Here is a 14,732-nt window from a genome sequence, read left to right on the forward strand (position 1 = left end):
TCGTGCCAGTGAAGCAAGCTCCGGCCAGATGAACATCTGGCCGGAGTTTTTTATCTTGCCGGGGGCGGAGCGCCGTCTGCCAAAGCCTTCAGCGCCGCCGCAATGGCCTTGAACCCCTCCATCGCCGGAGCCGAATGATGCCGCGCCCGCATGTACGAATGGGCCAGCACCGGTTCCTCCCGCAGACCCACGGGCACGTTGGCGGCCTTGAGTTTCCCGGCGAAGATCACGCCGTCGTCGCGCAACGGATCATGTGCCGCCACCGTGATGTAGGTGGGCGGCAGGAAGGACACATCGCCTGCGAGGTTCGGCGCGGCCTTGGGGTCGCGCCACGCTGCACTTCCTTCGGGCCCGAGGAAGCTCTCCAGATAGAACCGCATTTCCATGCGCGTCAGGCACGGCGCATCCGCATTCCGGAGATAGGAGGGGGTATCCATGTTGGCGCCGAGCACGGGATAGATGAGCACGAGTCCCTGCAATTGTGGCAAGCTCAATTCGCTGAGCGCCATGGCGAGGGCCACCGACATCTGCCCGCCGGCGCTATCGCCCGCCGCGATCAGGTTGTCCGGATCGATGCCGTGGGCGCGGCCTTCCTGCCGGGCCCAGCGCCACACTTTGAGGGAGTCTTCGAGTTGCGCAGGGTAGGGATGTTCGGGCGCAAGGCGGTAATCGATCAGCAGCACGGCGGTGCCAGTCGCCGCGGAAAGTTCGGCGCACATGTCGTCGTGGGTGGCAGGTCCGCCCAGCACCCAGCCGCCGCCATGGCCATAGATCACGCCGGGAGAGAGTGTGGCACCCTCCGGCCTGTAGAAGCGGCAAGGCACGCCGTTGCACACGATGTCGGAGACGATGACACCAGCGGGCCGCGGCGCCTGGAAGGACTGGCAGAGCGCGTTCCACGCCGCGCGCTGCTGGTCCAGCGGCCAGCTTTCCGCACCCGGTGGCGTTGCTTCCGTCAGCTTTTTGTAGAAATGCCGCATCCCCGGATCGAGCGAGGCATGCGGATCGTCAGCAACCGGGTCATTCATGAAAAATCCTCCGTGATACGGCCTGTATCACGGAGGATCGAAGGTTCGCCAGAGTGGCGGTGCGAGGGGCTTGCTGCAGGAGGCTCAGCCGGCCCTGCGCATGCGCCGGTCTTGCGCCGGTTGATAGGCGATGCGGGCGTGATATTCGCAATAGGGTGATCCATCGCGCGGACCGTGGCCGCAGAAGCAGAAGTCTTCATGCGTCGGGTCGCCGATCGGCCATTTGCAGGTCTTGTCGGAGAGATGAAGAATGGTGATGCGGCCGTCCTTGGGAAGATCGACGAGGCGGAGCGGCTTCGGCTCCGGGAGCGGCTGCGGCCGCGGATTCATCTGGGGCGCGGCATAGGCCTTGAGAGCGGCACTGCCGGCGGTGGGCATGGACGGCGTACCCGTGGGCCGCACGCCAGGCGCGCTGGGTTCCCGCGGACCCTTGCGGGCGGCGCGCGGTGCTGCATTCCGCTGCACAGGCTGGCGGCCCGAGAGGTTGAGGCGGTGGACCTTGCCGATCACCGCATTGCGCGTGACGCCCATGCCGAGGCGGGCGGCAATCTGGCTGGCGCTCAATCCGTCGGTCCACAGTTTCTTGAGAAGTTCCACACGTTCGTCGGTCCAGGGCATCTTGTCGGTACCGGCTGCTGCTTGCACGAGTTCGCTCAAAACCTGAATCCTTCTAAGTTCGCGGGAATCTGAACCCCCACGCTGAAACCGTTACGCCTGACTTGGAACGCTACATCTCGTAGCCCGATGAGTTACTGACTACTATGCTGAGTGACTCGACCGCAACCAACCGGACTATCTTTCGCAGGGTTTTCCCCAGTTTTGGACGTTGGCCTTATGGTTAACGGGGAGTTAAGCCCCCGCTGACTCCAGCGTCCATGTGCTGTTTTGACTCAGGTGTGGATATGGGCACAATTGACCGGTGGGTAACTGCACTTTATATGTTGCCTGTTGCGCGCCGGTCTCACCGACCGGCGTTTTTCATTTGGATTGGCCGATGATCACACCTGTGCTGCCCACCTACAATCGTGCCCCCGTCTCGTTCGTGCGGGGCGAGGGTGCCCATGTCTTCACCGAAGATGGCACGGCCTACCTGGATTTCGGCGCTGGTGTTGCAGTCACCAGTTGCGGCCATGCCCATCCGCATCTGGTGAAGGCCCTCACCGAGCAGGCGCAGAAGATCTGGCATACCTCCAACATCTACCAGATGCCGGGCCAGGAGAAACTGGCACAGCGCCTGATCGAGAACTCCTTCGCCGACACCGTGTTCTTCTGCAACTCGGGTGCCGAGGCGCTGGAGTGTGCGATCAAGATGGCACGGCGCTATCACTTCGTATCGGGCGCGCCGGAGCGGAACGTCATCATCACTTTCGAAGGCGCGTTCCACGGCCGCACGTTGGCCACACTCTCGGCTGGCGGTCAGGAGAAATACCTGGAAGGCTTTGCGCCCCGCATGCCGGGCTTCGTGCAGGTGCCTTTCGGCGACCGCAAGGCGCTGGAGGCGGCCATCACGGCGGAGACAGCCGCAATCCTCATTGAACCCGTGCAGGGTGAAGGCGGCATCCGCCCCCTGCCGCACGGCGAACTGAAAGCGCTGCGCGACCTCTGCGATGCCCATGGACTGCTTCTGGTTCTTGACGAAGTGCAGACCGGGGTCGGCCGCACCGGCAAGCTCTTCGCCCATGAATGGTCGGGCGTGGCGCCCGACATCATGGCGGTGGCGAAGGGCATTGGCGGCGGCTTTCCGCTGGGCGCCTGCCTTGCCACCGAAAAGGCGGCACAGGGCATGACGGCGGGCATGCACGGCTCCACCTTTGGCGGCAACCCGCTGGCCACCGCCGTCGGCAACGCCGTACTGGACGTTGTCCTCGCCGAAGGCTTCCTCTCACATGTCCGCGATACCGCGCTGTATTTGAAACAGAAATTGGCCGGTCTGAAGGACTCCCACCCCACTGTGATCGACGACATCCGCGGCGAAGGCCTGATGATCGGCATCAAGTGCAAGGTGCAGAACACGGCCTTGCAGGCAGCAGCGCTTGGGGAGAAACTCCTCACCATCGGTGCCGGCGATAACGTCATCCGCCTGCTGCCGCCGCTCGTCATCACCCGCGCCGACGTGGACGAGGCGCTTGGCAAACTCGACCGGGCCTGCCGCGCACTCACGCCCGCCGCTTCCTGAAATCTCGGACCTCCATCATGCACTTTCTCGACCTCAATGATTTCGACGCCCGCACGCTGAACGGCATCGTCGCCACTGCGCGCGCCATGAAGGACGCCCGCGCCGGACAGCCGAAGGGACTGCTCGAAAAGGATGAGCCGCTCAAGGGCAAGGCCCTCGCGCTGATCTTCGAACGCCCCTCCACGCGCACCCGCGTCTCCTTCGAGATGGCCATGAAGCAGCTGGGCGGCGACGTGATCGTGCTCTCCGCCCACGACATGCAGCTGGGCCGTGGCGAGACCATCGCCGACACGGCGCGCGTGCTGTCGCGTTATGTCGACGGCATCATGTTGCGCGCCTCGAAGCATAGCAATCTCACCGACCTCGCGGCCCACGCCACCGTTCCGGTCATCAACGGTCTCACGGACCTGTCGCATCCCTGCCAGGTGATGGCCGACATCCTCACGCTGGAAGAACACAAGGGCCCGATCGCGCAGCAGCATGTGTCCTGGGTGGGCGATGGCAACAATGTCGCCGCCTCGTGGATTCATGCGGTGGGCGTCATGGGCGGCAAGCTCACCCTCGGCTGCCCCCAACCGTTGAACCCTGCACCGGAGGTGATGGCCTGGGCGAAAAAGGCGGGCGCCGATGTCACCCTCATTGCGTCGCCCGAAGGCGCGGTCAGGAATGCTGATTGCGTCATCACCGATTGCTGGGTCTCGATGCACGACAAGGATGGCGAGACGCGTCACAACCTGTTGAAGCCCTATCAGGTCAACGCCGCGCTGATGGGCCATGCCAAGCGCGATGCCATTTTCATGCATTGCCTGCCCGCGCACCGCAACGAGGAGGTGACCGACGAGATCATGGATGGCCCGCAGTCGGTGGTCTTCGACGAGGCGGAGAACCGTCTGCACATCCAGAAGAGCATCCTGCTCCATTGCCTGGGCGGCCGATGAGCACGGACGCGCTGCCGGATTTCGTCCTGCCTTTCGAGGTGAAGCCGCTCGGCATTCGCGGGCGGATCGTGCGGCTCGGACCCGTCATCGACGATATCCTCTCGCGCCACGATTATCCGCCACCTGTTTCGGCGCTTCTGGCGCAGGGCGTGGCCCTGACGGCGCTGCTCGGATCGGCACTGAAGTTCGAGGGCAAGTTCATCCTCCAGACCAAGACCGATGGTCCCGTCTCCATGATCGTCGCCGACTATGTGGCGCCGAACGGGGTGCGCGGCACCACCCGCTTCGACAAGGCGGCGGACCTCGCGGGCCGTGATGAGAAGTCGCTGCTGGGATCGGGCTACCTTGGCATGACCGTGGATCAGGGCGAGGGCATGGACCGCTACCAGGGCCTTGTGCCGCTGGGCGAAAACACGCTGGCCGAAGCCGCACACACCTATTTCAAGCAGTCGGAACAGATCCCCACGCGGCTGCGTCTTGCAGCGGGGCCCCTGTCCGTGAAGGGCGACAAGGCGGCGCACTGGCGCGCCGGTGCAATCGTCGTGCAACATCTGCCGCGCGAAGGTGGCATGTCGGCCATTCAGCACTCATCAGGTGATGCTCCCGAAGGCAGCGAAACGCCCGTGACCGAGCACGATGATTGGGTGAAGGCGAAGCTGCTGCTCGACACCGTGGAAGATCACGAGCTTCTGGACCCGACGGTGAGTGCGGAAGAATTGCTGTACCGCCTCTACCACGAGGATGGCGTTACCGTTTACCCCGCAACACAGCTGGCCCGCCACTGCACCTGTTCGGCAGGGGCCGTGGAAACGATGTTGCGGAGCTTCTCGCCGCAGGAACGCAGCGACATGGTGGAGAACGGTGCGATCACCGTGACGTGCGAATTCTGTTCGACGCGTTACACCTTCACGCCGGACCAATTCGCCTGACGGCAGTCGTCGCGCCTGCACCCATCGTGCCACCCATGGGCGCGAAGATGCGGTCCACGCTGACGACGGTCTTGCCCACGGGGAAGAGCGAGGCGATGGCAAGTTTCACATGCTGCCAGGCAAAGGGGATGCCAATGATGGTGACGGCATAGCCGATCGCCGCCGCGATGTGGCCAATCGCCAGCCACCAGCCGGCCAGCACGAACCAGATCACGTTGCCCACGGCACCAAGCGCGCCGGTACCCAGGTCTTCACGGCCGGTCAATTGGTCGCGTGCGACGATGTCATAGCCGAAGGGCCAGAAGGAAAAGCGCGCCAGCATGAAGCACGAGCGCGCCCACGGCAGGCCCACGATGGTGATCGCCATCAGTACGCCCGCCAAAGCCCAGGCCAGGCCGGCGATGACGCCCCCGGTCACAAACCAGAGCACATTGAGAATGAACATGATCAGCGGCATGGAAAACTCCTTCAGCGCCGAAACATATGGGAAGAGCGCCGGCGAATTTCAATTCGCCTCATTCCCCCTCACCCAGCTTCGCTGAAGAGGTGAACCCGGACTTGATCTGGGGGCGGAGGGGGCGGTGAGATGGTTGCCCTGCGCGCAAAACTCTCAGCAGCACCTCGCTGCGAGGCGCTGCATGAACGTCTCGCATTTCCGCAGCTGCTCCACCGCGATGAACTCGTCGGGCTTGTGGGCCTGTTCGATGGAGCCGGGTCCGCACACGACCGCCGGAATGCCGATGGACTGGAAGTGCCCCGCTTCCGTGCAATAGGAAACGGTGTGCGTGGAATTGGCGTGGGCACAGTGAAGAGCCAGGATTTCCGCAGGTGAATCCTGTTCCGGTGCAAGGCCGGGAACGTCGGTCATCTTCTCCGTGGCGATGCCGGTGCCGGGAGCGACCGCCTGCATGGCAGGTTCCAGCTTCCGCGCCAGTTCGGCGATGCGCCTTGGCACTGCCTGCCTGTCGGCGGTGGGCAGCAGGCGCGTCTCCCACGAGAAGCTGCAGGCGCGCGGCACGATGTTGTTGGCCGTGCCGCCCTTGATCACGCCCACATGCACGGTGGAATAGGGAGGGTCGAAACGGCCGGTGGGATCGCCCTCTGCAATCAGGTCCTCGCGCACGCGGTTCAGTTCGGACACGAGTTCCGCTGCCACCATGATGGCGTTGACGCCCTGGTCGGTGAGGGCCGAATGCGATTCATGCCCCGTCACCTCAGTTCCGTAGCGCACCGCACTCTTGTGAGCATTCACCACCTGCATGGACGTGGGTTCCCCCACGATCACGGCGGAGGGGCGCTTGAGGTGATCGCGCATGTGCTCGACGAGCGGAACGACACCCCGGCAGCCCACTTCTTCGTCGCAGGAGAAGGCGAAGTGGATGGGGCGGGCCAGTTTCATCGCCTTGAATTGCGGCACCATGGCGAGGCACACGGCGATGAAACCCTTCATGTCAGCCGTGCCGCGCCCATAGAGCAGGCCGTCTCGTTCCATCAGCGTGAAGGGATCGGACGACCACGCCTGACCATCGACGGGCACCACATCCGTATGTCCCGACAAGACAACGCCGCCTTCCACATCAGGCCCGATGGTGGCGTAGAGATTGGTCTTACCAGCCTCATAGTCCACGCGGAGGTGCGGCACCTTATGGCTGTCGAGAAAGTCCTCGATCCAGGCAATGAGCGGAATGTTGCTGTCGCGGCTCGTGGTGTCGAAGGCGATGAGCGCCGCGAGGATGTCTTCGGAGGTGGTGGGAAACATGATCTCTGTCAATTGAAGGTGGGACGCTCGTGCGGCGAGTCGAGCGAGAAGGCGGGTATTTCGATGGCGAAGGTGTGCCCGTCGGGCCCGAGCATGTGATAGGTCCCCACCATCATGCCGGAAGGCGTGGTGAGCGGGCAGCCCGATGTGTATTGGAAGCTCTCGCCCGGTGCCAGCGTGGGCTGTTCGCCCACGACGCCTTCGCCCACCACTTCCTGCTTGTGGCCGCGTGCATCGGTGATGATCCAGTGCCGTGACACCAGTTTCGCAGATTGCCCGCTGAGGTTCTCGATGGTGATGGTATAGGCCCAGACATAGCGGTCCTCGTCGGGTTTGGATTGCCCTTCGAGATATTGCGGCCGGACTGTCACCCGGAACCTGTTGCTGATGGCCTCATACATCCCCCCAATCTAGGCCATCGCTGGAGGTTTTCCACTGCCATGTCACCGGGCTTGCGCGGTCCAGTGCAAAACCGCCAAAAGGCCGTCATGTCTGAGAAATCCGCCGCCCGACCCGATGTCGCCCTGCCGCAGGGCATCCTCCCTGCCCGGGTGATTGCCTCGTTCTGCGAGAAGGGCCTCATCCGCCTCGACCGTCCGCTGGACGACGAGCAGATCCAGCCGGCGAGCCTCGACCTCCGCCTTGGGCCGGTGGCCTACCGCGTGCGCGCCTCTTTCCTGCCGGGACCAAAGCAGACGGTGGAAGAAAAACTGAAGGCCGTCGCCCTTCACCGCATCGACTTGACCGATGGGGCGGTGCTGGAAACGGGCTGCGTCTACATCGTGCCGCTGATGGAAAGCCTGTCGCTGCCGCAGGGCGTCGCCGCCGCTGCCAACCCGAAAAGCTCCACCGGCCGCCTCGACATCTTCACCCGGGTCATCGCCGACCGCGCCCAGGAATTCGACAAGGTGTGGGATGGTTACGAGGGCCCGCTCTATGCCGAAATCAGCCCGCGCACCTTCCCCATTCTTGCACGCCAGGGTTCGCGCCTCTCGCAGATCCGCTTCCGCTCCGGCCCGTCTCTGGCGACCGACGCGCTGATCCATGCGCTCCATGCCGCCGAACCGCTCATCGCGCAGGGCGAGGCCAATATCGATGGCGGACTTGCGCTGACCGTCGATCTCTCGCCGATGATACCGGGCGGCCCCGTGGGCTTTCGCGCCAAGCGCCACTCCGCCCTGGTGGACGTGGACAAGAAGGGCGCTCTCGACGTGCTCGACTATTGGGAACCGATCTGGCAGCAGGGTTCACTCATCCTCGATCCCGACCAGTTCTATATCCTCGCCTCGAAGGAAGCCGTGCGCGTGCCGCCCACCCATGCGGCCGAGATGGTGCCCTTCAATCCGTTGGTCGGAGAGTTCCGCGTGCATTACGCAGGTTTCTTCGATCCGGGATTCGGCCATTCCTCCGGTGCCGGAGAAGGCGCCCGCGCTGTTCTCGAAGTGCGCTCCCATGAGGTGCCGTTCATTCTGGAAGATGGGCAGATCATCGGCCGTCTCGTCTATGAACCGCTCACCGAACGGCCCGACCGCGTCTACGGGCAGCTTGCCTCCAACTACCAGAAACAGGGTTTGAAGCTGTCCAAGCACTTCAAGCCTTTTGACCTTGGCGGCAAGCTCGGTTAGGGTCTTTTCAGGCGCGGGCGTAGTTCAGTGGTAGAACTCTTGCTTCCCAAGCAAGATGTCGTGGGTTCGATTCCCATCGCCCGCTCCAAATTTCCCAAACAGCAAGAATTGCATCTCGGCGGCGCGGAACAAAATCCGCTGCCGCGCATTTGCAGTCCTTGATGTTGAACGCCTTTCTGTACGACGGCAAAGGGCATGACCGCGAAGTGACGCTGGGAGCAACGCTGCCGCGCCTGTCACGCCAGAAACTCCTGTGGATTGACGTCACCTCGCCGACGGCGGAGGACAAGACCCGGCTGCGCAATCTCCTGAAGATCACAGATGCGGCGGTCTTCGAGGAGCCGCGCGAACGCCACGAGACCCGCCTCGCCACATTCGGCAACTGCATCGCCTTCGACCTCGTTGCCATCCAGGCCCCGGAAGACAAGACCGCGCGAACACCGGTGACCCGCAAGGTGAGTTATGTCTTCGGCGGCCTGTGGGTGGTGACGCTGCATGAGGGCGAACTCCCGTACCTCGAACAATTCCGCCAGCAGGACCGCGGTGAAACGCTGATCGGCGGCCTTACCGGAGCGGGCCTCGTGTCATCGCTGCTGGACTGGCATCTTGATACTTTCCTCACGGCGGCAGCCTCCATCGAGACGCTTTGCGATGACATCGACGTGCGCATCCTTGCGGGCGCGCGCGCCGGAGAAGAGGTGTTGCGCGAAATCGTCACGGCACGCCGCCACGTTGCCTTTCTCCTGCGCCTGCTCGAAGTGCAGCGCCCGGTGTTTTACGGCCTTGCGCGCGCCGACATCGAGGTGGCGCTGGACGAAGATGCCAAGTCCCACGTGGAATCATTGGCGCGGCGGTTTGAACGCACCTTCGATGTCATTCAGGGTGGCCGCAATCTCATTCGCGGCTCGTTTGACCTCCACACTGCGCGCCTCGCCGAGAACACCAACGCGCTGGTGCGCCGCCTGACCTTCCTCAGCGTGATGCTGGGCATCGTGGGCGCGGTCGCTGGTATCTTCGGAATGAACTTCGACACCCGCATTGCCCACATGGGCGAAGCGGGATTTTGGGCGGTGCTCACCGCTGTCGCTCTTTTTCTTGCCAGCCTCACGCTGCTCGCGGGCTGGCGCAAATGGCTGTGACAGGGCCTGCAATTTGATCGCCGCGACCGTCCGGCAAACTGAATGCCTGATGAACGCCGGGACGGTTGGGGTGCATGGCCCGCACACGATTTTGTGCAATTGAAACGTGCCCGGCAGGGGCCATATCCCGCTCACTGTCAGTGATGACGGTCCAACGCGTTAGGTCTTCTTCTTCGGGGCGTGAGGGAAAGACGTTGGTGTGACCGGCCTGTCCGCACGGCGGCGGCCAGAATTCAACGACTGCAACATCAAACAAGGACATGATCCATGACACGCTTCGCTCTTGCTCTCGCCTTCACCGCTCTCTCCGCTGCTTCGGCTTTCGCCGACACGCCTGCCAATTGCACGCCGGCCCAGCAGAACTGGGTGAATGCCTCGGGCTTCACCTGTCCGGTGCAGGACCAGAACAACGAAAACAATGATCGCAACTACCGCATGGAAGTCGAGGCCACGGCCGACGCTGAATAATTATCCGTGCACGGTACGGAACGGGAAAGGCGCCGCTTGCGGCGCCTTTTTCCGTTGCGGATGCACGTTGCCAGACTTGCCAATCCCGCTGGCCTGCGTAGAGTTGTGATCGCACGACAGATCAATATGGGAAACGTCACATGTCCACGCACGCGCTCAAGACAGCGGTCCAGTTCATCAACAAGAAGGAAAGCCTCGTCGTCGATGCCATCGACGGGTTGTTGCGGGCAAGCGGCGGCGCCAACCTGGCGCGGCTGGATGGTTATCCCGGAATCAAGGTTGTCCTGCGCTCCGATCACAATCCCAACCGCAAGGTGGCGGTGATTTGCGGCGGCGGATCGGGCCATGAGCCGGCACATGCCGGATTCGTCGGCAAGGGCATGCTGACCGCCGCCGTGTGCGGCGAGGTCTTTGCCTCACCTGCCATCGATGCCGTCTTCGCCGCCATCATGGCGGTGACCGGCAAGGCCGGCTGCCTCGTCATCTTCAAGAACTACACGGGGGACCGTCTCAACTTTGGCCTCGCCGTGGAGCGCGCCCGCGCCCTTGGCAAGAAGGTCGAAGTGGTGATCGTCAAGGACGACATCGCGCTGCCCGACATTCCGCAGCCGCGCGGCATCGCGGGCGTCATGTTCGTGGAGAAGGTTGCAGGCCACTATGCCGAGAAGGGCGCGGACCTGAAGACGGTTGCGGCCATGGCTCAGAAGGCCGCCGATGGTCTCGTCTCGCTCGGCATCTCGCTCTCGTCGTGCACGCTGCCGGGCATTGGCCGCGAGGATCGTGTGCCGCAGGGCAAGGCGGAACTGGGCCTTGGCCTTCATGGCGAGCCCGGTGTCGACCTCATGAACTTCGAAGGCGCGCGCCAGGCCGCACTTGTTGTCGCCGACCGTCTCTTTGCGGCGGCGAAGCCCGCGCGCAGCTACGCGCTTCTCGTCAACAACCTCGGCTCCACCACCGCGCTGGAAATGAGTCTCCTCACCAACGAGGTGCTGGCCAGCAAGCACGGCGCCAAGGTGAAGCTGGTCCTCGGCCCGGCGATGCTCGTCTCGTCGCTCGACATGCACGGCTTCTCCCTGTCGCTGCTTCCGCTCACGCCTGATTTCGAGAAGGCGCTGCTCTCGCCAGCCGCACCGCTGGTCTGGCCCGCGGTCCGCAGCCATGTGAAGCCCAAGCTCATCAAGCTGCCGAAGGAGATGAAGACGAAGTCGCCCAAGGCCAGCAAGAACCCGGCATTGTCGGCGCTGGTGACGAAGGCTTGCGGCATCATCATCAAGTCGGAGGCCACCCTCAACGCACTCGATGCCAAGGTGGGCGACGGCGATACGGGCTCCACCATGGCCACCGCCGCGCGCCATGTGCAGACGGCATTGCCGCTCATGCCGCTGGCGAAACTCGATCAGTTCTTCAACGCAACCAGTGAAGCGCTGACCCGCACCATGGGCGGCTCGTCGGGTGTGCTGCTGGCGATCTTCTTCTCCGCCGCAAGCCAGGCCGCCGCAGGGGGCGCAAGCTGGCAGAGGTCGCTCGTCGCAGGCCTCGACAAGATGATGGCCTATGGCGGCGCCAAGCCCGGCGACCGCACCATGATCGATGCGCTGCAGCCGGCCCTCGCAGCCCTGGTGAAGGGCGTGGATGCCGCCGCCGCGGCGGCGCGTGTGGGTGCCGATGCAACCGCAAGGATGAAGTCAGCCCGCGCCGGACGCTCAACATACGTCTCCGCGTCGAACCTCGCGGGCGTCACCGATCCGGGCGCGGAGGCTGTGGCCTTGTTGCTGGAAGGATTGGCGAAGGGCTAGTCCGCCAACTCGGCAATCACCGCATTCAGGATTTTCCGCCCGGCTGGGGTTGCCCTCAGCCGGGCGTTTTCGTGCCGCACCAGGCCGAGATCAATGAGCGCTGCAATTCGCCCGGATGAAATCGGCCGGTTGCTGAGCCGCGCATAGGCTTGGAGGTCAATGCCCTCGCTGATGCGCAAGCCCATCAGCAGCATCTCGCGCGCCTGCTCTTCGGGCGAAACAGTTTCTTCATGCGCGATCCCATGCCCCCGCGCGGTGACGAGACTGCGCCACGTCTCCGGATGTTTTTCGGCTGCGAGCGCAAGACGGTTGCCGCCATCGATGAGGCGGCTGTGCGCGCCGGGACCGACCCCCGCATATTCGCCGTAGCGCCAGTAGAGAAGATTGTGGCGGCTCTCGTCTCCGGCACGCGCGTGATTGGAAACTTCATAGGCCGCCAACCCCGCCGCCTCCGTCATCTCCTGCGTGAGATCATAGAGGTCCGCCGCCAGGTCATCGCCGGGAACCAGAAGCTTTCCCGCCGCGTGAAGGTCGGCAAAGCGCGTCTCGGGTTCGATGGTCAGCTGATAGAGCGACATGTGGCCCTGCTGCTCGGTGAGCGCGCGGCCCAACTCTTCCCGCCAGCTTTCCAGCGTCTGGCCAGGCCTTGCATAGATCATGTCGAAGGACACGCGCGGGAGGATCGACGCCGCAAGACGGAATGCGGCCAGTGCCTCCTCGGGAGTGTGCTGGCGGCCGAGTGCCGTGAGATCATCCTGATTGAGCGCCTGCACGCCAACCGACACACGGTTCACGCCTGCGCTGCGATATCCGCGAAAATGCTCGGCCTCCACGCTGGTGGGATTGGCCTCGAGCGTGATTTCGGCATCAGGTGCAACGGGCCAGAGGGCGGCAATCCCATCCAGTACGGTGCCGACGGCGGCCGGTGGCATCAGCGATGGCGTGCCCCCGCCGAAGAAGATGCTGGTGACGGTGCGCCCAGGCGTGCGCGCTTTCATCCAGCGCAATTCATCCACAAGGGATTGCGCGAAGCCCGTTGCATCAACGGGCGCGTGCCGCACATGGCTGTTGAAATCGCAATAGGGACATTTGGCCTTGCAGAAGGGCCAGTGCACATAAACGCCGAAGGCGCTCACAAGAGATCCTTCATCAGCAAGGCCAGCGCCCGCGCCCGGTGCGAGATGGCATTCTTTTCGGCTGAAGTCAGCTCGGCGAATGTCTTCGCGCCACCGTTGGCCTGTCCGTCGGGAACGAACATCGGATCATAGCCATGACCCAGCGCCCCGCGCGGCGGCCAGGTGAGGTGGCCAGGCGCCTGGCCCACGAACACCCGCTCGCTGCCATCAGGCCACAGCACCACGAGCGTGCAGTTGAAGGTGGCACCGCGCTTGTCCGGCGATGTCGCACCGCGTGCCTGCAATTTCTCCTCCACCGTGCGCATTGCCATGGTCCAGTCACGCGAAGGCCCCGCCCAGTCGGCGGTATAGACGCCCGGCGCGCCATCCAGCGCATCGACGCACAATCCGGAGTCATCGGCGATCGTGATCAGGCCCGAGGCCTCCATCGCCGCCTTGGCCTTGATGCGCGCATTGCCGATAAAGGTGCTCTCCGTTTCAGCAGGCTCCACCAGCCCCCGTTCACCGGCACTCGTCACGGAAACGCCCAGCGGGGCAAAAATCTGCCGGAACTCGTCGAGCTTGCCATTGTTGTGGGTGGCAATGAGCAGGGTTTCCCCCTTGAGGCTTTTCGTCATCACAGCTTCCAGATTCTCGCTTCGGCAAACTCGACGGAATTGCCCGCCGGGTCGCGCACATAAAAGGATTGCCCGCCGCCCGGCCAATCCATCACTCTCTCGGTGGCGATACCGCGGACTGCGAGATGCTCCTTCCACGCCGCCTGTTCAGCGGGGCTGGCGCGAAAACACACATGCCCCGCTCCTGACGCACCATGCGCCGGCGGACCGTCGCCCGCTTGCGTCCGGGTGAAGGCGGGGTTGAACACCAGCAGCATCTGCGCCCCGCAGCGGAAGAAGGCAAACCGGTCCGCCATGGCACGATAGGTCTCAAGACCGAGAACCTCTCCATAGAACCGCTGCGCGGCGGGTATATCATCCGCATACAGAACAGTTTCAAGGAGAGGCCCGGCCCGCATCACGCAATCGCCAGCTTCTGCAATGCCACGAGGTCGGCAATGCCCTGCTTGGCCAGCGCCAGAAGGTCGTGCAGCATGGCTTCGCTGAAGGGTTCACCTTCCGCCGTGCCCTGGATCTCCACGATGCCGCCGGTGCCCGTCATCACGAAATTGGCGTCGGTTCCGGCCGAGGAATCTTCGATGTAGTCGAGGTCGAGGACCGCTTCACCGCCATGGATGCCGCAGGAGATCGCCGCGACATGGTCGCGAAGCGGCGAGGCCGGCAGAAGGCCACGCTTCATCATCACGCCGATGCAATCGTGCAGGGCCACCCACGAGCCCGTGATGGCGGCTGTGCGCGTGCCGCCATCGGCCTGCAGCACGTCGCAGTCCAGCGTGATCTGCCGTTCGCCCAGTGCCTTGAGATCAACGACGGCACGAAGCGCGCGGCCGATGAGGCGCTGGATTTCCTGTGTGCGGCCAGACTGTTTTCCGCTCGCCGCCTCGCGGCGGGTGCGGTCATGGGTGGCGCGCGGCAGCATGCCGTATTCCGCCGTGACCCAGCCCTTGCCCTGGCCCTTGAGCCACGGGGGCACCTTTTCGTCGAGCGAGGCTGTCACCAGCACATGGGTATCGCCGAACTTGACGAGGCACGAACCTTCCGCATGCTTGGTGAATCCGCGCGTGAAACTCACGGCGCGCAACTGGTCTGTTTTCCGCCCCGATGGACGCATGATGGACTTC

16 protein-coding genes and 1 tRNA gene are annotated in these 14,732 nt (G+C 63.8%); 8 read left to right on the top strand and 9 right to left on the bottom strand.

Annotation, left to right across the window (positions count from 1 at the left end; all coding sequences use genetic code 11):
- Positions 1-50 precede the first annotated feature (50 nt).
- Both IPM06_08520 and IPM06_08525 read right to left on the bottom strand, forming a co-directional pair.
- A complete protein-coding gene (locus tag IPM06_08520) occupies positions 51-1,028 on the bottom strand; it encodes an alpha/beta hydrolase (protein MBK8770459.1) in 978 nt (325 codons plus the stop codon).
- A gap of 84 nt (positions 1,029-1,112) precedes the next feature.
- Positions 1,113-1,646 carry a GcrA cell cycle regulator gene (locus IPM06_08525; GenBank protein MBK8770460.1) on the bottom strand — a complete coding sequence of 178 codons (534 nt, stop codon included), beginning with the start codon at positions 1,644-1,646 and terminating at the stop codon, positions 1,113-1,115.
- Positions 1,647-2,022: 376 nt separating this feature from the next.
- Between IPM06_08525 and IPM06_08530 the strand changes: the two genes are divergently transcribed.
- Genes IPM06_08530 through IPM06_08540 form a run of 3 tightly spaced genes read left to right on the top strand, consistent with a single transcriptional unit; the run spans position 2,023 to position 5,071 of the window.
- Positions 2,023-3,204: an aspartate aminotransferase family protein gene (locus IPM06_08530; protein ID MBK8770461.1), complete on the top strand. Its 1,182-nt coding sequence runs from the start codon at positions 2,023-2,025 to the stop codon at positions 3,202-3,204.
- Positions 3,205-3,221: 17 nt separating this feature from the next.
- The gene (gene argF / locus IPM06_08535) at positions 3,222-4,142 is read left to right on the top strand and encodes an ornithine carbamoyltransferase (protein ID MBK8770462.1); all 921 of its coding nucleotides are present in this window, start codon (positions 3,222-3,224) and stop codon (positions 4,140-4,142) included.
- The gene (locus IPM06_08540; GenBank protein ID MBK8770463.1) at positions 4,139-5,071 is read left to right on the top strand and encodes an Hsp33 family molecular chaperone; all 933 of its coding nucleotides are present in this window, start codon (positions 4,139-4,141) and stop codon (positions 5,069-5,071) included. The genes argF and IPM06_08540 overlap by 4 nt, the downstream gene beginning before the upstream one ends.
- On the opposite strand, the gene IPM06_08545 is transcribed toward IPM06_08540, so the two are convergent.
- The 3 genes from IPM06_08545 to apaG form a co-directional block, all read right to left on the bottom strand.
- A complete protein-coding gene (locus tag IPM06_08545) occupies positions 5,049-5,528 on the bottom strand; it encodes a YccF domain-containing protein (protein MBK8770464.1) in 480 nt (159 codons plus the stop codon). The genes IPM06_08540 and IPM06_08545 overlap by 23 nt on opposite strands.
- 153 nt (positions 5,529-5,681) lie before the next feature.
- Positions 5,682-6,830 carry an acetylornithine deacetylase gene (gene argE, locus IPM06_08550; GenBank protein ID MBK8770465.1) on the bottom strand — a complete coding sequence of 383 codons (1,149 nt, stop codon included), beginning with the start codon at positions 6,828-6,830 and terminating at the stop codon, positions 5,682-5,684.
- Between the two features lie 8 nt (positions 6,831-6,838).
- Positions 6,839-7,231 (bottom strand): Co2+/Mg2+ efflux protein ApaG, encoded by a 393-nt coding sequence (gene apaG / locus IPM06_08555; protein ID MBK8770466.1) that lies wholly within the window; start codon positions 7,229-7,231, stop codon positions 6,839-6,841.
- 87 nt (positions 7,232-7,318) lie between these two features.
- Here apaG and IPM06_08560 point away from each other — a divergent pair, with 87 nt between their 5' ends.
- The 5 genes from IPM06_08560 to IPM06_08580 all read left to right on the top strand — a co-directional run bounded on the left by IPM06_08560 (position 7,319) and on the right by IPM06_08580 (position 11,858).
- The gene (locus IPM06_08560; GenBank protein ID MBK8770467.1) at positions 7,319-8,455 is read left to right on the top strand and encodes a 2'-deoxycytidine 5'-triphosphate deaminase; all 1,137 of its coding nucleotides are present in this window, start codon (positions 7,319-7,321) and stop codon (positions 8,453-8,455) included.
- Between the two features lie 13 nt (positions 8,456-8,468).
- Positions 8,469-8,543 (top strand) — tRNA-Gly (locus tag IPM06_08565).
- Between the two features lie 73 nt (positions 8,544-8,616).
- The gene (locus IPM06_08570) at positions 8,617-9,594 is read left to right on the top strand and encodes a hypothetical protein (GenBank protein ID MBK8770468.1); all 978 of its coding nucleotides are present in this window, start codon (positions 8,617-8,619) and stop codon (positions 9,592-9,594) included.
- A gap of 267 nt (positions 9,595-9,861) precedes the next feature.
- Entirely contained in the window at positions 9,862-10,062 is a 201-nt protein-coding gene (locus tag IPM06_08575; GenBank protein ID MBK8770469.1) for a hypothetical protein, read from the top strand.
- A gap of 140 nt (positions 10,063-10,202) precedes the next feature.
- On the top strand, positions 10,203-11,858 hold the full coding sequence (locus IPM06_08580; protein MBK8770470.1) for a dihydroxyacetone kinase subunit DhaK: 1,656 nt from the start codon (positions 10,203-10,205) through the stop codon (positions 11,856-11,858).
- On the opposite strand, the gene IPM06_08585 is transcribed toward IPM06_08580, so the two are convergent.
- From IPM06_08585 to rph, 4 genes are read right to left on the bottom strand one after another with little or no spacing between them, the layout of a single operon-like run.
- Positions 11,855-12,994: a coproporphyrinogen III oxidase gene (locus IPM06_08585; GenBank protein ID MBK8770471.1), complete on the bottom strand. Its 1,140-nt coding sequence runs from the start codon at positions 12,992-12,994 to the stop codon at positions 11,855-11,857. The two genes, IPM06_08580 and IPM06_08585, sit on opposite strands and share 4 nt — an antisense overlap.
- On the bottom strand, positions 12,991-13,611 hold the full coding sequence (gene rdgB, locus IPM06_08590; GenBank protein MBK8770472.1) for an RdgB/HAM1 family non-canonical purine NTP pyrophosphatase: 621 nt from the start codon (positions 13,609-13,611) through the stop codon (positions 12,991-12,993). The genes IPM06_08585 and rdgB overlap by 4 nt, the downstream gene beginning before the upstream one ends.
- Positions 13,611-14,009, bottom strand: coding sequence for a VOC family protein (locus IPM06_08595; GenBank protein MBK8770473.1), 399 nt, complete (start codon positions 14,007-14,009; stop codon positions 13,611-13,613). The genes rdgB and IPM06_08595 overlap by 1 nt, the downstream gene beginning before the upstream one ends.
- A complete protein-coding gene (gene rph, locus IPM06_08600) occupies positions 14,009-14,722 on the bottom strand; it encodes a ribonuclease PH (protein MBK8770474.1) in 714 nt (237 codons plus the stop codon). The genes IPM06_08595 and rph overlap by 1 nt, the downstream gene beginning before the upstream one ends.
- Positions 14,723-14,732 lie beyond the last annotated feature (10 nt).

The sequence above is a fragment of the Hyphomicrobiales bacterium genome, assembly GCA_016710435.1.
Classification (GTDB): domain Bacteria; phylum Pseudomonadota; class Alphaproteobacteria; order Rhizobiales; family Aestuariivirgaceae; genus Aestuariivirga.